At 73.6% G+C, this 19,836-nt stretch carries 16 protein-coding genes; 3 read left to right on the top strand and 13 right to left on the bottom strand.

Annotation, left to right across the window (positions count from 1 at the left end):
* Positions 1-25 precede the first annotated feature (25 nt).
* The 5 genes from UG55_RS23590 to UG55_RS23570 all read right to left on the bottom strand — a co-directional run bounded on the left by UG55_RS23590 (position 26) and on the right by UG55_RS23570 (position 6,240).
* Positions 26-886, bottom strand: a complete 861-nt coding sequence (locus UG55_RS23590; protein WP_066073214.1) for an ABC transporter permease — start codon at positions 884-886, stop codon at positions 26-28.
* Entirely contained in the window at positions 883-1,833 is a 951-nt protein-coding gene (locus UG55_RS23585) for an ABC transporter permease (RefSeq protein ID WP_066073211.1), read from the bottom strand. Before UG55_RS23585 ends, UG55_RS23590 begins: the two co-directional genes overlap by 4 nt.
* Positions 1,833-3,473, bottom strand: coding sequence for an ABC transporter substrate-binding protein (locus tag UG55_RS23580; RefSeq protein ID WP_066073207.1), 1,641 nt, complete (start codon positions 3,471-3,473; stop codon positions 1,833-1,835). The genes UG55_RS23585 and UG55_RS23580 overlap by 1 nt, the downstream gene beginning before the upstream one ends.
* 53 nt (positions 3,474-3,526) lie before the next feature.
* Positions 3,527-4,570 (bottom strand): LLM class flavin-dependent oxidoreductase, encoded by a 1,044-nt coding sequence (locus UG55_RS23575; RefSeq protein WP_066073226.1) that lies wholly within the window; start codon positions 4,568-4,570, stop codon positions 3,527-3,529.
* A 197-nt stretch (positions 4,571-4,767) separates the two neighbouring features.
* Positions 4,768-6,240, bottom strand: a complete 1,473-nt coding sequence (locus tag UG55_RS23570) for a DHA2 family efflux MFS transporter permease subunit (RefSeq protein WP_066073204.1) — start codon at positions 6,238-6,240, stop codon at positions 4,768-4,770.
* Between the two features lie 79 nt (positions 6,241-6,319).
* Here UG55_RS23570 and UG55_RS23565 point away from each other — a divergent pair, with 79 nt between their 5' ends.
* Positions 6,320-7,141, top strand: coding sequence for a TetR/AcrR family transcriptional regulator (locus UG55_RS23565; RefSeq protein WP_083987133.1), 822 nt, complete (start codon positions 6,320-6,322; stop codon positions 7,139-7,141).
* On the opposite strand, the gene UG55_RS23560 is transcribed toward UG55_RS23565, so the two are convergent.
* The 6 genes from UG55_RS23560 to UG55_RS23535 form a co-directional block, all read right to left on the bottom strand.
* On the bottom strand, positions 7,117-8,202 hold the full coding sequence (locus UG55_RS23560; protein WP_066073201.1) for an alpha/beta hydrolase: 1,086 nt from the start codon (positions 8,200-8,202) through the stop codon (positions 7,117-7,119). The genes UG55_RS23565 and UG55_RS23560 overlap by 25 nt on opposite strands.
* Positions 8,199-8,969 carry a 2-oxo acid dehydrogenase subunit E2 gene (locus tag UG55_RS23555; protein ID WP_199865237.1) on the bottom strand — a complete coding sequence of 257 codons (771 nt, stop codon included), beginning with the start codon at positions 8,967-8,969 and terminating at the stop codon, positions 8,199-8,201. The genes UG55_RS23560 and UG55_RS23555 overlap by 4 nt, the downstream gene beginning before the upstream one ends.
* Before the next feature lie 104 nt (positions 8,970-9,073).
* Entirely contained in the window at positions 9,074-9,307 is a 234-nt protein-coding gene (locus UG55_RS23550; protein WP_066073198.1) for a phosphopantetheine-binding protein, read from the bottom strand.
* The gene (locus UG55_RS23545) at positions 9,304-10,479 is read right to left on the bottom strand and encodes a 3-oxoacyl-ACP synthase III family protein (RefSeq protein ID WP_083987132.1); all 1,176 of its coding nucleotides are present in this window, start codon (positions 10,477-10,479) and stop codon (positions 9,304-9,306) included. Before UG55_RS23545 ends, UG55_RS23550 begins: the two co-directional genes overlap by 4 nt.
* Positions 10,480-10,540: 61 nt before the next feature.
* On the bottom strand, positions 10,541-10,948 hold the full coding sequence (locus tag UG55_RS42475) for an allene oxide cyclase barrel-like domain-containing protein (protein WP_066073195.1): 408 nt from the start codon (positions 10,946-10,948) through the stop codon (positions 10,541-10,543).
* Positions 10,949-11,612: 664 nt separating this feature from the next.
* A partial coding sequence (locus tag UG55_RS23535) for a DUF6531 domain-containing protein (protein WP_242424995.1) occupies positions 11,613-13,742 on the bottom strand: 2,130 nt, incomplete at its 3' end.
* A 271-nt stretch (positions 13,743-14,013) separates the two neighbouring features.
* Between UG55_RS23535 and UG55_RS23530 the strand changes: the two genes are divergently transcribed.
* Entirely contained in the window at positions 14,014-14,787 is a 774-nt protein-coding gene (locus tag UG55_RS23530) for an AfsR/SARP family transcriptional regulator (protein ID WP_066073189.1), read from the top strand.
* A 77-nt stretch (positions 14,788-14,864) separates the two neighbouring features.
* Here UG55_RS23530 and UG55_RS46050 read toward each other — a convergent pair whose 3' ends face one another.
* On the bottom strand, positions 14,865-17,699 hold the full coding sequence (locus tag UG55_RS46050) for an AAA family ATPase (RefSeq protein ID WP_066073186.1): 2,835 nt from the start codon (positions 17,697-17,699) through the stop codon (positions 14,865-14,867).
* Between the two features lie 288 nt (positions 17,700-17,987).
* Here UG55_RS46050 and UG55_RS29250 point away from each other — a divergent pair, with 288 nt between their 5' ends.
* A complete protein-coding gene (locus UG55_RS29250; RefSeq protein ID WP_157901550.1) occupies positions 17,988-18,158 on the top strand; it encodes a hypothetical protein in 171 nt (56 codons plus the stop codon).
* Between the two features lie 274 nt (positions 18,159-18,432).
* Here UG55_RS29250 and UG55_RS23520 read toward each other — a convergent pair whose 3' ends face one another.
* On the bottom strand, positions 18,433-19,815 hold the full coding sequence (locus UG55_RS23520) for a hypothetical protein (protein ID WP_066073183.1): 1,383 nt from the start codon (positions 19,813-19,815) through the stop codon (positions 18,433-18,435).
* Positions 19,816-19,836: the final 21 nt, after the last annotated feature.

Genomic DNA, 19,836 nt, shown 5'->3' with positions numbered 1-19,836 from the left:
GCCGTGCCGGTTTCGGCTGTGCTGGTCACGACCAGACCCGCCCTTCTGATCTGGCCTGCGCGTGGCGGCCGAGCACGGTGACCGCGAGGACCATGACGACGAGCAGCAGCCCGGGGAACACCGCGATCCACCAGGCCTGCCCCAGGTAGTCCTGGCCTTCGGTGAGCATCGCCCCCCATTCGGGGGTGGGCGGCTGCGCGCCGACGCCCAGGTAGCTCAGCGCCGCCCCGGTCGAGATGGCGACGCCGAGCATGACGGTGGCGAGCACCAGCAGCGGGGCCAGCGTGTTGGGCAGTACGTGCCGGGTGGTGATCAGTATCCGGCGTACCCCGAGCCCGACCGCCGCGCCCACATATCCCGAGCGGCGGACGATCAGGGCCTGGCTGCGGATGACCCGGGCGTACCCGGGGGCGGACCCGATGGCGACGGCGAGCGTCGCGCCGAACACGCCCTTGCCGGTGATGAGCACGACCATCAGCGCGAGCAGCAGCGAGGGAAGGGCGAGCAGGGCGTCGGCGGTGCGCATGAGCAGGGTGTCGGCGAGCCGGCCGCCGAGGGCGGCGGCCAGCCCCCAGACGGCCGCTATCGCCACCGCGATGCCGGTGGCGGCGGCGCCGATGGCCAGCGAGTAGCGGGTACCGTGCACGACCCGGGCGAAGATGTCCCGGCCGAGCTGGTCGGTGCCGAACCAGTGCTCGCCGCTCGGCCCCTGCAGGGTCGCGAGCAGGTCCCCGTCGGAGGGCCCGGAATCGGTGAACAGCGAGGGGCGCACGGCCGCCACCACGAACAGCACCACGATGACCCCGGCGAGCGTCAGCCCGGGCCGCAGCCCACGCAGCCCACGCAGCCCGCGCAGCGCCGCGGCGGCGCTCGGTCTAGTGCTCATGCCGCGGTCACCCCCGTCCGGCTGCGCAGGCGTGGGTCGATGACCACGTAGAGCACCTCCAGCAGGGCGCTGATGAGGACGAAGGCGATCGCCGAAAGCAGGATGGCGCCCTGCACCACGGGGAAGTCCCGGCTGCTGATCGCCTGCAGGGTCACCCGGCCCACTCCGGGGCGGGCGAAGACCCGTTCCACGATCACGGCGCCGCCGAGCAGGGCGCCGGTGAACCAGCCCGCGAGGGTCAGGGCGGGCAGGGCCGCGTGCCGCAGCGCGTGGCGTGAGCGCACCGCGTGCTCGGCCAGGCCACGGGAGCGCGCGGTCAGTGCGAAAGGTGCCTCCAGCGCGGAGAGCAGCCCTTCGCGCAGCACCTGGATGAGCACGGCCGAGATCGGCAGCGCCAGGGTGAGCACCGGCAGGACCAGCGACCGCGGGTCGTCCGGATCGGCGACCGGCAACCAGCCGAGCTGGAACGAGAAGAGGGTGAGCAGGAGAAGCCCCAGCCAGAACGGGGGCGTGGAGGCGACCACCAGCTCCAGCAGCGAGCTGATCCGGCGCGGCCACCGGCCGCGCCCGGAGGTCAGCACTGTCACGCCGACCGTCAGGACCGCCGCGGCGAGGCTCGTCCACAGGGCGAGTTCGACGGTGGGCCCGAGCTGGTCGGTCAGCACGGTCCAGACCGGCTGCTGGAGCTGGTAGGAGTCGCCGAGCCGGCCGGTGGCCAGCCGTCCCAGGTAGTCCAGGTACTGGATGATCAGCGGGTCGTCCAGGCCGTACTGGGCCCGGATGGCGGCCCGCTGCTCAGCACCGACCAGTGCGTTCGTGCCGATGATCGCATCCACCGGATCGCCGGGGATGAGCTGGAGCACCAGGAACGCGGCGGTGACCGCGCCCCAGACGACCCCTACGGCGGCGAGCAGCCGGACCGCCACGGGACGGATGGCCGCGGACATCAGCCGGCCTGCACCCAGGCGGGGTAGAACTCCGGCCAGGTGGCGATGCTCAGCCGAAGGTCGTGCACCTTCTTGCTGACCCCGACGGTCGCGGTGGTCACGTACGCCGGGACGACGACGGCCTGGTCGATGGCCCACTTCTGGACCTGGGCGTAGTACTTCGCCCGGGCCGCCGGGTCCTGCTCGGCCTGGGCGGCCTTCAGCCATTCGTCGACCTGCGGGTCGGCGACGAGCGCGAAGTTGTGCCCGCCACCCACCGAAGTCTCGGTGGAGAGGAAGAACGAGCTGAGGATCTCACCGTCGGGGCGGGCCCAGGCCAGCTCGACCGTGTCGTATTCGCCCGCGTCCAGCTTGCCGGAGACCTCGGCCGCGTCGGTGGAGGCCTGCAGGTCGAGGAAGAAGCCGACCTTCTTCAGCTCGGTCTGGGCCGCCTGCGAGAAGACGGTCGCCTTGCCGTAGATCGGGGCGACGACGGTGAGCCGCCTGCCGTCCTTGGTCCGGTAGCCCTCGGCGTCGCGCCCCGTCCAGCCGGCCTCGTCGAGAAGCTTGCCGGCCTCGTCGGCGTCGTAGGACCAGGTGTTCTCCAGCGACTTGTCGTAGCTGTTGGGCGTGGTCGGCGACAGCGGACTCCACGCCCGCTCGGTGGTGCCCTGGAACACCGACTTCACGATGGTGTCCAGGTCCAGGCTGCGCTGGAACGCCTTGCGCACCCGGATGTCGGAGAACAGCTCGCTCTTGGTGTTGAGGTAGAAGGCGTCGACGGCCCCCGGTGTCTGCTTACTGATCGTGGTCAGCTTCGAGTTCCGGCTGACGGTGGCGATCTGGTTGGAGGGAATGGCGGCGGCCCCGTCCACCTGGCCGGACGTCAACGCGCCGACCCGGGTGGCGTCCTCGGTGACGAAGCGGATCGTCACCGCGTCCAGCCGGGTGGGCCCGCTGTGCCCGGCGCTCTTCGGCGCCCAGTCGTAGTCGGCGTTGCGGGCGTAGGCGCGCTGCTGGCCCCGGGTGTAGGCGCCGGCCTTGAACGGGCCGGAGCCGACCGAGGAGTTGCCCGAGCACAGCTTCTCGGAGCCGGCCTTCAGCGACTCAGGGGAGGCGATGCCGAGGAAGGTGGTGCTCAGCACCTGCAGGAACGGCGCGTAGGGCCGGCTGAACGAGACCTGGACCTCGTGCGGGCCGGTGACCTTCACACCCTCGTACGGGCCGAGCAGGCCGGCGGCGAACTGCGACTCGGTGTCCTTGGCGACGATGTGGTCGAGGTTCGCCCTGACCGCCTCGGCGTCGAACTTCGCCCCGTCGTGGAAGGTGACGTCGTCGCGGAGCTGCAGGGTGTAGGTCCGGCCGTCGTCACTGATCTTCCACGACGTGGCCAGCCAGGGCTCCAGGGCGCCGTCCGGGGTCTGGTAGACGAGCGAGTCGAACACCGGCCGCTGGACGAACGCGGTGACGTCCTGGGCGCTGGTGTGCGGGTCCCAGCAGTCCGGCTCCTTCTGGACGGCATAGCTGATGCTTCCGCCAGCACGCGGCTGCGCGTCCGAGGCGCCGCTCCCGCCGCCGTCGGATCCGCAGGCCGCGGTGGCCAGGGTGGCGGCGAGGGCTGCCAGCAGCCCTGCTCTTCGTGCTGTTCGACGCGATGGCATTCAAGTACTCCGTACACGGTATGGATGTTGGCTCCTCACCGTGGTGGGGTGCTCTAAATCCGAACTGAAGCCGCCGGCCCGGCAGCTGGACTCAGCGGGGTGGCGGCCCGCGCCAGCAGTTCGAAGGAGCGCAGCCGGTCGGTCTGGTCGGGCACGACGGTGAGCGCCATCAGCTCGTCCGCGCCGGTGGACTCGACGAGCTCGCCCAGCCGCCGGCGCACGGTGTCGACCCCGCCGATGAGCTGGGCCGCCGCGAGGTCCTCGATGAAGGCCTGCTCCGCCCGGCTGAAGGAGTGGGCGCTGGCGGTGGCGGCGGAGGGGAAGGCCGCGAACGCGCCGATGGTGCGCATCCAGATCTTTCCGAGCAGGTAGGGGGCGGCGACCCGGGCGGCGGCCTGGTCGGTGTCGGCGACGGTGGCCAGCACACTGATCAGCGCGCGCGGCTGGTCGAGGTGCCGCGACGGCCGGAACGACGCCCGGTAGTGGTGCAGCGCAGCCAGGCTCGCGTGCGGGTTGATGTGGTGCGCGAACGCGTACGGCAGGCCGAGGGCGGCGGCGAGCCCGGCGCTGGCGTGGCTGGAGCCGAGCAGCCACAGCTCGGGCCGGCTCTCGGGAGCGGGGATGGCGAGCACCGCGCTGTCCGGGTCGGTCGGGGCGAAGTAGCCCGCGAGCTCACCGAGCTGTCGCTGGAACGAGTGGCCGTCGACGTCCGGCACCCGGCGCAGCGCGCGGGCGGTGACCGGGTCGGTGCCGGGCGCCCGCCCGAGGCCCAGGTCGACGCGGCCCGGGAACAGCGCCTCCAGCGTCCCGAACTGCTCGGCGACGACGAACGGCGGGTGGTTGGGCAGCAGCACTCCGCCCGAGCCGGCCCGCAGCGTCCGGGTGGCCGCGGCGATCCGGCCGACGAGCACCGCCGGGGTGGATGTCGCCAGGCTGGGGGTGTTGTGGTGTTCGGCCACCCAGTAGCGGTGGTAGCCGAGCTCCTCGACCTTGGGAGCGAGTGCCACCGTGTCGCGCAGCGCCTGGGTGGCGCTGCCGCCCTCGAAGACGGGCACGACGTCGAGGACGGACAGCGGAATGCCGGTGGGGCGTGTCATCGGATCCTCCGGGAGGTCCGCCCGGCCAGCCGGCCGGGCGGGCGGGGCGTGGTTGACGGCGGTGCGGTGGCACCGGCGGCGGCGCGGTGCCGCCACCGGTGGTCCCGGGTACCGGGGGCAGGGGTCCCGGGACCAGTCCGGAGAGGGCCGCGTGGCAGCTCGCTGCGGCGGCTTGGTGCGGCTGTTCGGTGGGGTGCTCAGGCCGAGTTGGCCACAGCCTCCGCGGGGGCGGCCGGTGCTGCCGCCGGAGCCGGTTCGGGGCGGCCGGGCAGCAGGAAGCCGGCGGCGAACACGACGAGGCCGGCGGCGAAGGGCCACCAGAAGGCGTTCCCGAAGTCGTCGACCGTGGGAGCGGCATGGGCGCCGCCGCCCTGCAGGATCAACGCGACCACCGCCACGCCGAGGGAGGCGCCGATCTGGTTGAGGATGAACACCGCGCCGGTCGCGCCGGCCACCGCCGCGAGCGGGACGGTGCGGTAGACCGACCCCATCGTGGGCGCGCCGACCAGCCCGAGCCCCAGACCGATGACGAGCTGGGCGGGGGTGAGGAGAGCCTGCGAGGTGTCCGCCCCGGACTGGGTGAACGCCAGGGCGCCCAGCGTGACCAGCAGGGCGCCGGTGGGTACCAGCAGCCGGGCGCCGATGCGGTCGGCGAGGTTGCCGGCCAGCGGCATCCCGATCATGGCGCCGATGCCCAGCGGGGCCAGCAGCAGGCCGGACTCCAGGACGGAGTGGTCGTGCACCTGCTGGTAGTACAGCGGGAGCAGGAACAGCAGCGCGAACAGCCCACCGCCGACGAGGAACATGATGGTCACGCTCGCGGTGAAGCCCTTGCTGGCGAACAGCCGCAGGTCGAGCAGCGGGGTGCCGGCCGTGCGCAGCGCGTGCGCGATGTAGCCGGCGAACAGGGCCACCCCGACGGCCAGGCCGATCACGACCGTGGCGGCGCCGAAGCCGTTGCTGCCCGCGCGGGACAGCGCGAACACGATCGCGGCGAAGCCGGGGCACAGCAGGGCCACGCCGAGGAGGTCGAGGGGCACCGGGCCGCCGTCCCGCGGCGGGTCGGCCGGCAGCACCAGGATCGCGAGCACGATCGCGGCGAGGGCGAACGGGACGTTCACCAGGAACATCCACTCCCAGGAGAGGTTCTCCAGCAGCAGGCCGCCGACGATCGGCCCGAGCACCGGCCCGAGCGTGATCGGGATGGAGATCAGCCCCATCACCCGCCCGATGCGGGCCGGGCCGGCCGCGCCGGCGACGACCGTCATCATGATCGGGTCGATGGTGCCGCCGCCGAGGCCCTGCAGGATCCGGAACGCGATCAGGCTTTCGGCGTTCCAGGCCACCGCGCACAGCACCGAACCGGCGAGGAACAGGGAGAGGCCGATGAGCCACATGCGCTTCGGGCCGAAGCGGGCCATCGCCCAGCCGGTGAGCGGGATGGCGAGCGCGACCGCGAGCAGGTAGCCGGTGGTGACCCACTCGATCGTGCCCAGGGTGGCCTCGAACTCACCGCCGAGGGTGCTGATCCCGACGTTGACGATCGTCGCGTCGAGATAGGACATCATCCCGCCGAGGACCATCACCCCGATCAGGACCAGCAGGGCTGAGTCGAGCCGTGGCGGCCCGTCCTCCACGGTGTCCGCCCCTGCCGTCGAACCGCCAGCCATCGATCTCTCCTTGAAATGGGTGTCGACAAAAATTGAACTGCTCGTTTCAAACTGATGTGTGGGACGGTAGCATGCGGCCATGAGTGAGGGCGAGACCACCGATACGGGCGCGGGCATCCGCGGAGCCGCCGACGGGGCCGCCTTCGGGGCCGCCGACGGAGCCCCCACCGACCGCGGCCGGTTGGACAAGCGGCGCGCGATCGTGGCGGCAGCGCTGCGCGTCTTCGCCCGTCACGGGTACGCCGAGGCGACCATCGACATGATCGCCACCGAGGCCGGGGTGGCCAAGCCGACGATCTACAACCATCTGGGGTCGAAGGAGAACCTGTTCCGGCACGTCATGACGACGACGGCCGCGCAGTCCAACGCCAAGGCGCTGGAGGTGCTGGAAGGGTTCCCGCAGGCCGCCGGCGGCCTGCGCGGCGGCCTGGAGCATGTCGCCACCCGGCTGGTCGACTGCTACTGCGACGAGCGCTCCGAGGCGGTGCGTCGCCTGCTCTACGCCGAGGCGGTGCGCTTCCCCGACCTCTACGACGCCGTGCGGGCCAGCGGTGCCGACCAGTTCGTGGACGCGCTGGCCGGCCGGCTCGCGCGGCTCGCCCACGCGGGTCATCTGCGGGTCGACGACCCGATGCGGGCCGCCAACCAGTTCATCGCCCTCGTCTACGAGGAGCTGCCGGCACGCAGCATCCCCGGTTCGCGCCCCCTGCGTCCCGGTGAGGTGGACGAGGTGGTGCGGGCCGGGGTCGACACCTTCCTGCGGGCCTTCGGCGCCGTGCCCTGCCCGCCGGGAGCCGAAAGTGGTGCCGGTGCCGGTGCCGGTGGCGGTGCCGCCCCGCCCGGTGTCGAGGAGCGGGCCCGCGGCAGCGGGGAGGCTCAGCCCGCCGCCTCGCCGCGGTAACGCAGCTGGGCGAACTGCCTGGTCAGCGCGATCCTGGTCGCGGCGCCGCCGCCACGCATGCGCAGCACCGACAGCAGCGTCCACAGCCGGGTCTGGGCGAAGTGGGACGGCGCGCCGTGCACGTCGTCGTGGGCGAGCAGCCGGATGCCGCGCACCAGCCGGCGCAGCAGGCGCGCGTCGCCGGGCGGAATGATCTCGTCCCGCAGGGAGGTCACGTGCGCGACCGGGATCCGCAGCGCGGCGAGCTCCTCCTCCCGCAGGGCCCAGTCCCGCACCCGGTCGTAGACATCCGCCGGCCGGCTCCCGGTCAGATGCGCCAGCGTGTCGGTGGTGACGCGGGGGACGTTGCGCTGCCAGTCGGTGTCGGTGAAGAACTCCCGCACCGGGGCACCGGCCCCCACCACCCCGGCGATCCGGCTGTCGTGCAGTGCCGCCCGCAGCGCCAGATGCCCGCTGAAACTGAGGGCCAGCAGGTAGTTGTCGGCCGTGTCCGGCCGCCGCCCGGCGGCGTCCAACAGGGCGGGGAACAGCGTCCAGCTGTCCGCCGTGTACGGCAGCGTGTTCTCACCGACGCCCGGCATCTCGGCGACCAGCCCGGCGAAGCCGAGCTCGCCCAGGCTCAGCAGCACCGGCGCCCACTGCTCCTTGGTCGACACGATGCCGCCGGTCATGACCAGCAGCGGTCTGGGCTCGGCCGCGTCCAGGCCGGTGGTCCAGCACCGCACCCGTCCCGCCGGCAGGGCGACCTCAAGCCGGCGCAGCGCCGGCTGATCGGCGCTCCAGCGGGTGAACTCCGCCGTGGCCCGGGCCAGCGCCCGAGCCCGGGCCGCCCCGTCGACGAACGGGAAGCGGGCCATCGTGTAGTGCACGCACGCCTCCAGCGGACGGCCGGCGGCGGCCAGCTCGTCACCGAGCGCGCTCCATTCGCCCACCCAGGAGCCGGGGGTGCCGTCCCCGTCGTTACGGATGCCGGCCAGCAGCGGGTCGTAGTGACCGGCCGGCAGCCCCTGTGAGACGGCGTGCGCGACGACGAAGTTCTTCAGCTCGGCGAGATCGTTCACACCTGCTCCAGCTCGTCCTTGACCTCGGTCAGCACGTCGGCGGCCTGGGCACCGTCGATCGCCCGGTGGTCGAAGGCGAGGCTGAGCCGCAGCACCGGTGCCACCGCCACCTCGCCGTCGCGCACGACCGCCCTGGGCAGGACCCGTCCGACACCGAAGGTCGTGGTGGTGCCGCCGACCGAGTGGAAGGAGTCGACCGCCCGGTGCCCCAGGGAGGTGACGGCGAACGTGCCGGTCAGGTGCGGGCGCAGGGCCAGCGAGCGCGCCGCCCGGCGGAAACGGGCCTGACCCACCAGCCACGGCGCCGCGTGCAGCCGGCGGATGGCGGCGAAGTCGGGCAGCTGCTCCGCATCCCCGTCGCGGACCCGGTCCAGGTGGGCCTGGATCTCGTCCAGGGTGGCCTGGTGCAGGTTGGGCACGACGGTGCCGAGCACCACCCGCTGCCCGCCGAGCGACCTGTCCAGCGTCAGCTTGCCGTGGACGAACGGATAGTGGGCGATGCGGGGCCGCGGGCCGCCGCGCAGCGCCGCGTTGGCGTCCGGGTGCCGGGCCAGCACCCGGCCGGCGGCGCGCAGCACATAGGCGGTGGTGGAGTAGTGCACCCCCCGTTCGGCCCGGGCCGCCTGGCGGTGGGCGAGGACACCGGTGACATCCACCTCGGTGTCGAGGAAGACCGGCGCGAACTCGCGCACCGCCCGCAGGAAGAACAGGGTGTGCCGGCGTTGCCGCGGCAGCTGCCGCGGGACACCGCCCGCCGAGCCCGTCACCACCGAGCTGGCCGCGGCCGAGCCCGTCGTCGGGGTGCTGGCAGCAGGGGTGCCGGTCGTCGGGGTGCCCGCCGTCGGCGGACCCGTCGTCGAGGTGCCGACGGTCACGTTGCCACCGCCAGCTGGTAGACGGCGTGCAGGCTGGGCGCCTCCAGCACCTCGGCGAGGGGCAGCGAGCGGCCGGTCTCCCGCTCCAGGATCGTGCACAGGGCCAGGAGCTGGACCGAGTCCCACGACTCCACGGAGTCGAGGTCCCGGTCGAGGTCGTCGACGGTGACAGTCAGGGCGAGCTCGTCGCGCAGCAGGGCGACGAAGTCCTCGGCGCTTCGCACACTCACGGGATGTCCTCTTCGAAGCGGGCGGTCGGCGGGGTCGCGGGCGGGTCGGGCAGGTCGGAGTGGTCGGGTAGGTCGGAGCGGTCGGGCAGGTCGGGCTGGTCTCGCGGGTCGGGCCGGAGGCGGGCGCGGGCACCGGCCCCGGTACCGCCCTGCAGAGCGAAACCGGCCTTGATCCACTTGCTGGACTCGATCGAGACGCCCACCGCCCGCTCGCCGTCGGCGAGCTTCGCCAGCGCACGCTCCAACTGCAGGAAGACGATCGCGTTGCCGCAGTTGCCCGCGTCGTCGACGACGGTCACCTCCGCCGCCCGCGGCAGCCCCAGCCGGGATGCGATCAGCTTCGTCATCCGGCCGGACAGCTGCGGCGGCAGGAGGAGGTCGATCTCCTCCCGGTCCCAGCCGGTGGCGGCGAGCAGCTCGTCGAGCACCTCGCCGGTCATCGGCGGGACGTGAGTCTCGATGGCCTTGTAGTCCTCGGTCGCCGCCGGGCGGTCGCGGTCCCGGTCGGCGGGCCCGGACCACTCCAGCGTCGCGCCCGGCTCCCGGCCGAGCCCGACCAGCCGGGTGAAGAGCGCCCGCACCACCGCCGAGCCCGCCGCGGGCTCGGCGGACAGCACGGCCGCGCCCGCCGCGTCCCCGAACAGCACGTAGTTGACCAGCTGCGCGGGCGGCAGGGTACGCAGGTCGGCGGTGACGTCGTAGAACCGGGCGATCACGTCGCCACCGAGGACCAGCACCCGCCGGGCGGACCCGGCGAGCAGCAGCTGGCGGGCCACGTCGAGTGCCTGGACGGCCCCGGAGCAGCCCGACTGCAACTGGTAGGTGCGTACGTCGTCGATCCCCAGCCGGTCGGCGACGATGTTGACGGTCGCCGGCATGAGCTGGTCGGGGGTGGCGGTGCCGAGCACCACCGCGTCGATGTCACCGGGGCCGAGCCCGGCGGCGTCCAGAGCCCGGCGGCCCGCCTGTTCGGCGAGTCCGGCGAGGGTGCCTACGACCTCGCCGGACTCCAGGTCGAGGGCCAGGTGCCGGGCCTTCGTCCCGATGAACACCTCGACCCACTGCTCCCAGAGCGTGTCCATACCGAACCGCCTGGCCAGGGTGGCGTTGTCGACGGCGGGCCCCGGCAGGGCCGAGCCGGCGGCGAGGAGGTGGACGTCACGGTCGGGCATCGGCGCGCTCCTGTGGTCGGTGACGGGCGTCGTCGACGGCGGGCATCGTCGGTCCGGGCCGCTATTCGGCCAGCAGGATGCGGGCTTCCGCGGCGGCCCGCACACCCGTCATCCGCCAGGTGCGGAAACCGGTCAGCCCCTCGTAGCGCCCGCCGGTGCCGGTCGCCGGGTAGTACACCCACTTGCTCGTGCGCACGTCGTTGAAGTCGGCCCAGCCCTCGGCGTGGATGGTGCCGTCGTCGAGGGTGAGGTCCTCGGAGTAGTAGGTGAGCAGGCCGCCGTCCCCGGGGCGCACGTACTCGATCCGGAACGAGCCGTGCGAGGTGCCGATCAGCTTGCCGTCGGGGTCGTAGAGCTCGTCGTCGAAGACGCCGCTCTGGCCGATCTGCGGGTCGGTGAGGTCGACGACGTCGTCGACGACCTTGACGACGACCTCGTTCGGAACGCGCAGCACGATCAGGTCAGCCATGGCGGGAGGTCCCTTCGGGGTGGGGGGCCCGCCGCGCGCCGGTGGCGGCGGACGGCGGGACGCTGTCGGTGATGTGCGGTGTCCGGTCCGGGGTGACGCCGGGGCCGATCAGGGCCAGCAGGGCCGCCCGCGCCGCCGGACCGTCGGCCGAGCCGGCGGGGTCGGCGGGGTCGGCGAGGCCAGCGGGGTCGGCGGCGAGGCCCGGGAGGGGATGCCCGGCGAGCGGGGAGAGCGCCGTGGGCGGGAAGAACAGCGCGGCGGCGAGATGCGGCGGCCCGGCCAGCGCTGCCCAGAAATCGTGGCGGCCGGGGATTCCGGCGCCGAGCGGGTCGTTGTCGGCGAACGTGTACGGGCCGTACTGCCGTCCGGTGGGGTCAGGCTGGGTGAATCGGCCCCAGAAGCCGTTGTAGAGCCGGTTGTCGAGGAAGTGCGCGCTGCGCAGCAGCTGGTAGGCGCCCCGGTAGCGGAACGGGTTGACGGCCGCGTCGGTGCCCCGTGGGCTGACCGCGCCGTGCGGGGTGTAGCGGTAGCCGGCGGCCAGCCGGCCCGTCTCGTCGACCAGCGCCAGCACCGAGCCCTGATGGTCGGTCACCGTCCACAGCAGACGGCGCTCGGCTGTGATGACGGCGAGCACCGTGCCGTCGGGAGCGCGCACCACGTCGANGGGCACGCCGTCGTCGGTGACGCGGGCGATGCCGAGCGGACCGTGGCTCAGCACGTGCGTGACGGAGCGGCCGTCGGGCGTCGTCTCGGCGACCCGCCGCGGGGTCTGCTGGCCGAGCCCGTCGTGCGCGATGTCGGCGACGACGGCCCCGCCGAAGATGCCGAGCACCGTCTGGTTCGTGGCGCTGTAGCGGAACGAGCCGGTCGGGTTCACCTCCTCGACGAAGTTGCCGGCGCCGTCGTAGTCGAACTCGGTCGCGCCGAACCGGGTGACCTCGCCGGCCGCGCCGATGGTGAACGCCGTCTCGCCGAGGCGGACGAGGTTGTGCGCCGCGTCGTAGGCGTAGGTGGTGCCGCCGGCCCGCACGAGCCGTCCGAGCGGGTCGTAGTCGAACTCGGTGGCCTCGCCGTCCAGGACGAGCCGCCGCAGCCGGTCACCGTCGGCGCCGTCCGGGCCGCGGTAGTCGTACCCGGCGTGCAGCAGCGTCTCCCCGGCCGGGCCGAGCAGCGTCAGCGACGCCCGCCGGCCCGCCTCGTCGTAGGAGATCTCCTGGACGGCGCCGCCGAGGTCGGTCCGCAGCACCCGCCCGGCGGCGTCCCGGGTGAAGTGCGCGGTGTGCCCGGTGGGTGTCCGGACCCGCGCGAGCCGGCCGGCGCCGTCGTAGTCGTAGCTGGTCGTGCCGCCGGCGGTCGCGAGCGAGCGCAGCGCGCCGTCGGGGTCGTAGCTGGCCTCGATCGTCTCCTGGCCGGTGCTGTCGGTGCGGACCACCGTGGTCAGCCGGCTGCCGCCGGTTGTCGACACCCAGCTGTAGTCGTGGTGCCAGCCGGTCCCGGCGCGCCGCACGACCCGTCCGAGGGCGTCGTGCTCCAGCGTGAGCAGCACCCCGTCGGGGCCGGTGACCTCGACCAGCCGGCCGACGCCGTCGCGGCGGTACTGCGTCCGCACCCCGTTGCCGCCGGTCACGGCCACGATCCGGCCCAGCTCGTCGTACTCGTAGGAGATGCGGCCGCGCGGCGCGGGCGGGATGACCGCGACCAGGTCGCCGGCCGCGTCGTACTCGTAGGAGGTGACCTGCCCCTCGCCGTCGACGAGGGCGGTCAGGCGGCCGTGCCCGGCGCCGTACTCGCGCCGGTCGAGAGGCTCGGAGCGGCCGGGGGCCCCGACCCGGACCACCCGGCCGGCGGCGTCGTGCGCCAGGGTGACCTCGTTGCCGGCCGGGTCCCGCAGCGCTGTGACCAGCCGCGGATGGTCGGGATCGCCGTAGTGGACCGACGACCGCGCCGAGGTCGGGGCGACCCGGGCGACCGGTCGTCCGGCGGTGTCGTGTTCGAGGACGGTGCGCCCGCCGGTCTCGTCGACGACGGCGACTGGGCGACCCTCGCCGTCCCGCTCCTGGCTGCGTACGCCTCCCAGCGGGTCGGTGACCGTCAGCAGCCGGCCACGGCCGTCGAAGGTGAAGGCGGTGGTGCGCCCGAGGGCGTCGGTCAGCACGGTGTGCGCCGGGTGCGGGTAGGTGATGTCGAGGTGCGAGGTGCCCTCGGCGCCGCCCAGGACCACCTGACCGACCGCGCCCGACGCTGTGTACGACAGCCCGAGGAGGGTGCCGGTGACGTCGCTGATCCCGGTCAACCGGTGCTCGGCGTCCCAGTCGAGGACGGTGACCGCGCCCTCGGCGTCGGTGTGCCGCACCGGCCGCCCGGCCGGGTCGTACCGGAGGGCGGCCAGGGTGCTTCCGCCCGGGCCGTCGAGGCGGACGACCCGGCCGGCGGTGTCCCGGTGCAGGCGCACCGACCTGGCTGGATCCCGCCCATCGCCGCGCCCGTCGCCATGGCCGCCGTCGTACCCGTCCGGGCGTGCCGTGGCGCTGTCCTCGACCAGGGGCAGCTCGCTGGTGAGCGACCAGCCCGGCCCGAGTCCGCTGTCCTGGGCCGTCCGCCGGGCTCGGTACTCGCGCCGCAGCGGCCGGGGAGCACCGACCCGTGGCGGGAGCAGGTCCTCCTGCCGGAGCACCGCCTCGCCGGTAGCCAGGTCGATCAGCAGGGTCGTGGTGTCGCTGACCACCAGTCGCCATACGGCGTGCGGATCGCCGCTGGTTCGGGCCGGATCGCGATCGTCACGAGAATGTGTCACGGACGGTCCCCTCGTCGCTGTCTCGACAGCGGTGAGCATCGGCCGTTCGTCTAAAAATGACCTAATGCGATCCCCGCGGTAATGCCGGGAAGGTGTTACATGCGTGTCACAGAGCTGAATTTCCGCCGCGCGGGCCGTGACCGCCGGCCGAGCCCCGTCGGTGCGTAATCGTCTTTACCTAGGCAGTTCTACCGATGTGCGCCGGGTGTGGTCGGGGCAGAGTGGACATCTCCTTCCCGGACTCGTTTCCCGCTGCCTGCACGAGGTGTCAATGCGTTACGAACTGCTCGGGCCCCTGCGCGTGTCGAACAGCCGGAGGACCCATCTGCTCAGTGCCCCGAAGATGGAGACGACGCTCGCCGCCCTGCTTGTCGGGGCCGGCCGGGTGACAACCAAGGAAACGCTCGTGATGGAGTTGTGGGGAGACCGGCCGCCACGCCGGGCGGCGGCCGCCATCCACGTCTACATCTCGCAGCTGCGCAAGTTCCTGGCCGCCGCCGGTATGGACCCCGCCCGGTCCATCGTCACCAAACCCGCCGGATACCTGCTGCGACTGGAAGGCGCCAGTTACGACGTCGTCGAGTTCCAGGAGGCGATGCGCGAAGGCCGGGCACACCAGGCGGCCGGGCACCCCGAGGCGGTGCTGGCTGCCACCGAGCGGGCGCTGGCCCTGGTACGGGGGCCGGTGCTGGAGTCGGCTGTCGACGGCCCGGTCCTCACCGCGTTCGCGGCCTGGGTCGAGGAGGAGCGGCTCGCCGCGCTCGAACTGTCGGTCGAGGCCCGCACCGCCCTCGGCCGGCACCGTGAGGTGATCAGCCTGCTCGGCATGCTCATCGCGCAGCACCCGCTGCGGGAGTCGCTCTACTCCCAGCTGATGCTCGTCCTCTATCGGTCCGGCCGGCAGGCGGAGGCGCTCGCGGTCTACCGCGACGCGCAGCGGGTGCTGCGCGCCGAGCTGGGGCTGGAACCGTGCCGTTCGCTGCGCCGGCTGCACCACGCCATCCTCACGTCCGACCGGCTGCTCGATCTGCCGACCGCCAGCTGAGCCGGCGGACCATGGGCAGCGCACCTGACGGTCACGGATGGCCGGTCGGTCACGGATCGCCGGTCGCTCGTGGGCGATCAGTCGGTCGTGGACAGCATCCGCGCCAGCTCGACGCGTGAGCTCACCCCGAGCTTGTCGTAGATATGCGCGAGATGAGTGTCGACGGTGCGGGGGCTCACCCGCAGCCGACGGGCGATGTCCCGGGTACGCAGGCCGTCGCCGGCGAGCTCGGCGACCTCCTTCTCCCGCGCCGTGAGCTCGCCCAGCGCAGCGGCCGCCGGCCGGGGGAGCTGCCGCCGGGCGAGCCGGGCCAGCTCCCGGGCACGGGTCCCGGCCGGGGCGGTGGCCAGCAGTTCGGCCGCTTCCAGATAGCAGCGGTCGGCCCGTGGCCCCGGCCCCAGCGCGTGCCCGCGGGCGAGCAGGGCGAAGCCCCGCTGCTCGGGCAGCGCGACCTGGCCGGCCGCCTGCTCGGCCCGGTTCGCCCACGGGCCGGGATCCTGCCCGGTGAGCCTCGCGGCGGCAGCCAGCGCCTCATAGATGCGGGCACCCAGCACCGGAATGGGCTCGGCCACCCGCCACGTCTCACCCTCAGCCCCCAGCAGTGCCCGGACGGCCGTCCCGTCGCCGACGGCCAGTGCGGCCTCGGCGAACAGCAGTGCGGTCAACGGCGTGCGGGGCGCGTCGGTGTGCACGCCCGCGGGCAGTTCCGGGCCGAACGTGGGGGAGCGGCCGAGCCCGGCCCAGGCCGCCGTGGCCACCGCGTGCGCCAGCGCCGCCTGGTCGGCGCGCCCGGCCAGGTCCGAGGCGCGGTGAGCCTCCCGAGCGATCTCGATGGCCTCGCTCATCCGCCCCGACTGGTAGTGGACGTAGGCGAGGCTGTTGAGCAGCGCCGGCAGCAGATGATGCTCGCCATGCTCCCGGGTGGCCCGCAGCGCCCTGGTGAGTCGGTCGTGCGCGCTGCCGTAGCGGCCGAGCATCGCCTCCGTCCAGCCCAGGCACTGCAGGTAGTACGGCTCGGCCCCGGCCCCGGCCCCGGCGACGTCCGATCCGGTTGCCCCCAGCGTGTCGAAGGCGGCGGCCGCCGCGTTCACCCAACGGCCGTCGGCTGCCTCGCCGGCGGTGAGCGTGGCAGTCAGTGCCCGCACCGCGAATGCCCCAGCCCGGGTGAGGTGATCGTCCGCCGGCACGGCCGCAGCGAGCTCGATGACCTCGGTGGCGGCCGGGATACCGCCGGAGATGATCCGGGCCAGCTGGAGATACACCCGCAGCCGGGCCTCCTCGGCCGGTCCGCGGGTGTGGGCGAGCGCCGCCGTCAGCAGGGCCATGGCGTGGTCGCGGTGGCCGAGGGAGGCGGAGACCATCGCCAGGTGCGCGGCGGCCTCCGCATGGCCGGCCGGCCCCAGCGCTCCCGGAGTGCTCAGGATCTCCGGCCCGAGGGCACTCAGTCGGGGCAGGTCACCGTGGCGGGCGAGCAGGTCCACCACCGGGCGCCAGACATCCGGGCCCACTGGCGCCAGCGTCGGCGCGTGTGCGTGTGCGTGTGCGTTGGTGCTGGTGCTGGCGTCGGTGTCCAGGCCCGCCCGGTGCAGCCGCATGGCGGCGGACAGCCAGTGGGCGGCCTCGGGCCCCCGGCCGCCCTGCACGGCGGCGCCGGCCGCGGCCACCAGGACCGCCGTGTCGCCGGGCCGGCCGTGCGACCCGGAGCCCTCGGCGTGCCGGGCGAGTACCCCCGGCGGGGCGAACAGCGACCGCAGGTGCTCGAACGCGCGCCGGTGCGCGGCCGCCCGCCAGCACGGATCCGTCTCGCCGTAGAGGCAGCGGCTCAGCAGCGGGTGGCGGAACGCCAGGTCGCCGCCGGGCACGGTGCGGACGAGGTCGCGCCCGCGGAGAAGGCCCAGCGTGCGGCAGGTCTCGTCCCGCCCGAGCTGGGCCACGGCCGCCACGGCGTTCACCGAGAAGACATCGCCGAGCACAGCGGCCGCGTGCGCGACCAGCCGCTGCCGCTGGTCCAGGGGAGCTGCCTCGGCCAGCAGGCGGGCACCCAGGGCGCTGCGGGTCCACAGGTCGGGCGGCTCACCCGCGGCGTCGTAGTAGCCGCCGCCCGAGGTCTGGGCACGGCCGCCGGACGGCGGGAGGCCGCTGTCGGCGGCGGCCCGCTCGGCAAGCGCCGTCAGATACAGGGGATTGCCGGCGCCCCGCTCGTGCAGATCGACCAGTTCCGGCGCGGTGGCCGGCATTCCGAGCAGCTCGGCGCTCTGCCGCAGGCTGAGCGGGGCCAGCCGGACCCGCTCGACGACCCCCACCTCGGCGCAGTGCTGCAGGGTGGCCTGGAGCACGGTGGGTGCCTGTCGCGGGCGGTGCGCGACCACGACCGACAGCGGGTTCTCCACTGGCCAGCGGGCCAGGATGTCGAGCAGCTCGACCGAGGCCCGGTCAACGAGGTGCATGTCGTCGAGCAGCAACAGATGCGGGCCGGACGCCGCCGTCAGGGTGTCCGCCAGCAGGGAGCGCAGCTCCGCCAGCAGCCGGCAGCGCCCGGTCTCGGCTTCGGCGAGCATGTCACCGGCGGCCGCCAGCGCGCGGATGAAGGCGGTCGCCTGGGTCCCCGCCTCGCCGCCGGCGGGCCGCCAGGTACTGAACGCGTCGATGAGCGGGTGGAACGGCCGGCCGCGGTGGGTCTCCAGACAGCGGCCCCGGATCACGTCCACCCCTCGGCGGCGGGCCTCGCTCGCGACGGCGGTCAGCAGCCGGGTCTTCCCGTAGCCGGGGTCGCCGCTGAGCTCCACGAGCGTGCCGTGCCCGCTGCCCGCCTGGTCGAGCACGCTCATGACCCGGCCGTACTCCGTGGTTCGGACGATTCCCCCCGGGTGCGCCACAGTCGTCTCGGCGATGGGCAATGCGGCGATAGTCATGCCCTGTGCACTCCTTCTTTGGCGCAATTCCGGACATTCCCGGAAGCGGACGACGGTCGGTGCGTCGGCGCCGGCAAGCCACCACCGGCCGCCGGGTACCGCCGGCCGCCACGCGTTGTCAGGGGCTGGTGCGGCTGCGCCGAGAAGTCCCGGCCGATCTCGCGAGCGCGGTGTGTGAAGTGTTCCGACACCGATCGGGTCGCGCTGGCCTCGGCCTCTTCTCCGACATTGCGTAAACCGGGGGGAGCCCTCCCCGGGTGCCCGGGCCTGCGACGGAAGGAAACACCGGTGGGCGGGGGTGATACCGGCGGCGGCCCGGCCCGCTGCGCGAAGTGCGGCTGGCGGCCGGTATCCCCGGCGGCCCGGGCCGCTCCGCCGCCGCCCGGTGCCGAGGCGATACGGCTGGCCGTTCAGCCGTTGGTACAGGCGGCGGAGTTCACCCGCAGGAAGTCGATGTGACCTCGGGTCACCAGCACGGCCGAACGATACACATCGCGTATTTGACCATTTGATGTCGGTGTCGTCAACGTGGATCTCCCCGTCCCGGGGGCCGGGGTTGGGCTGTATTCGACTCGCCGTTTATCCACTTGGCCGGGCGTTTTGGAATGCCGCGCGCGTTGCTGGGACGGAAGATGTGACGCAGCACCCACCGGGCCATCCCCGGGTGGATCGGCCGCACGGCCGGGTGGGTCTGCCGGGCACGCGGGCAACCCCCGGCCGAGAGCAGTCGTGCTCAGGGGCCCGCGACGGGCCGGAGAGCCGCCACGACGCCCGCGTCGGAGACGCTCACGAGCCGTTTCGTGCTGTCGCCGTAGATGAAGTACGGGCAGCTCGTCCCGCTGATCTCCACCCAGGTGTCGGTCACGAGCCGCCCGGTTCGCAGTTCGTAGACACGCACCGGCAGCGCCACCCGGTGGTAGGTCACGCTCCCCACACCGTCGTACCGGCAGCTCTCGGCCGCGCTCCCGTACTCGGCCGTGCCGATGCAGACCACCCGGGCGGCGTCGGTGGCGCCGGTGGCCTTCCACTCCGCGGGCAGCTTGCCCACATACGTGGAACTGCCGAAGATCAGGGCACGGTTCAGGCCGCCGCCGGGTGCGGCCGGGTAGGCGGCCGGTGCGGAGCAGTAGGCCGGCAGACTGTCCGAGCTCGACGCACGCAACGAAGCGCGCACCCTTTCCAGCTCGACCGCCTGGCCGATCTCCCCGGTCTTCTGCCGGGCCCGGGCAGCGAGCTCGTGGCCGGGGTACTGGTCGATCAGCCGCTGGTATGTCGAGTAGGCCTCGTCCCGCTCCCCGGCGGCCAGGGTCCGATCGGCGCAGTTGAGCAGAGCCGCCGGGGCGAGCCGTGGGACGACCTCGGCGACCCGGTCCGGCTCGCCGTCACCGGCCGGTCGCGCCTCGAGCCAGGTGAGGATGTCCGCGGTGTCACACGGGTCGTCGACCGGAAGGCTGTCCAGGAACCGGTTCAGCGCCGTCGTGACCGTGGCGGCGTAGTCGGGTGACTCCTCGCGTACGGCGGCGAGGCGCTGGAAGCCACGCTCCAGGAGCGTGAGTTCGCCGTTGAGCGCCCCGTCCAGGTCGGCGGTGGCACGGCGCACTGTCGCGCAGGCCGCGACCAGGCCCGTGCCGTCGGAGCCGGGGGAGAGGGCGACCATGCGGTGGGCGGGCGACACCCGCCCCACCGCGGTCTCCACCCGCTGGCAGTCGCTCGCGCGGCGGGCCGCGGAGACCTCCCGGTCGATCCGCCCGGCGTCGAGCCGCAGGAGGACCGCCGCCAGCAGCACGGGCAGCACAAAGGCGAGCGCCACTGCCCGCTGTCGCCCGGGCCGGCACGGCCGGGGCCGCCGTCGGTGCGGCCACCCGCCGGCCAGCAGCCAGCCGTGCGCGACGAGCGCCAACCACCAGCCGATCAGGACGAACGCGAACCACAGGACCTGCGCGGACGAGGCGAAGATGATGAGCAGCTCGGCCGTCACCAGCGTGGTGGTGATCGCGAGCGCCCGCCGGCCCAGCATCAGGTACCCGCCGCCGAGCAGGGACGCGTTGGCGAGCGCGACCGCGAGCGGGTCGCGGGACCGCTCCGCCGGCTTCGGGGCTGGCTCCGCCTGCGTCATGGGTGGGTCCTTCCTCCTCTG

Source organism: Frankia sp. EI5c, assembly GCF_001636565.1.
Lineage (GTDB): Bacteria > Actinomycetota > Actinomycetes > Frankiales > Frankiaceae > Parafrankia.
The sequence above is the reverse complement of the archived record's forward strand: the minus strand, read 5'-3'. Positions and strand labels throughout refer to the sequence as shown.

Coding starts and splice junctions, on each gene's coding strand:
- UG55_RS23590 (WP_066073214.1), bottom strand. CDS start 886: ATGAGCACTAGACCGAGCGCCGCCGCGGCGCTGCGCGGGCTGCGTGGG.
- UG55_RS23585 (WP_066073211.1), bottom strand. CDS start 1,833: ATGTCCGCGGCCATCCGTCCCGTGGCGGTCCGGCTGCTCGCCGCCGTA.
- UG55_RS23580 (WP_066073207.1), bottom strand. CDS start 3,473: ATGCCATCGCGTCGAACAGCACGAAGAGCAGGGCTGCTGGCAGCCCTC.
- UG55_RS23575 (WP_066073226.1), bottom strand. CDS start 4,570: ATGACACGCCCCACCGGCATTCCGCTGTCCGTCCTCGACGTCGTGCCC.
- UG55_RS23570 (WP_066073204.1), bottom strand. CDS start 6,240: ATGGCTGGCGGTTCGACGGCAGGGGCGGACACCGTGGAGGACGGGCCG.
- UG55_RS23565 (WP_083987133.1), top strand. CDS start 6,320: ATGAGTGAGGGCGAGACCACCGATACGGGCGCGGGCATCCGCGGAGCC.
- UG55_RS23545 (WP_083987132.1), bottom strand. CDS start 10,479: ATGCCCGACCGTGACGTCCACCTCCTCGCCGCCGGCTCGGCCCTGCCG.
- UG55_RS42475 (WP_066073195.1), bottom strand. CDS start 10,948: ATGGCTGACCTGATCGTGCTGCGCGTTCCGAACGAGGTCGTCGTCAAG.
- UG55_RS23530 (WP_066073189.1), top strand. CDS start 14,014: ATGCGTTACGAACTGCTCGGGCCCCTGCGCGTGTCGAACAGCCGGAGG.
- UG55_RS46050 (WP_066073186.1), bottom strand. CDS start 17,699: ATGACTATCGCCGCATTGCCCATCGCCGAGACGACTGTGGCGCACCCG.
- UG55_RS23520 (WP_066073183.1), bottom strand. CDS start 19,815: ATGACGCAGGCGGAGCCAGCCCCGAAGCCGGCGGAGCGGTCCCGCGAC.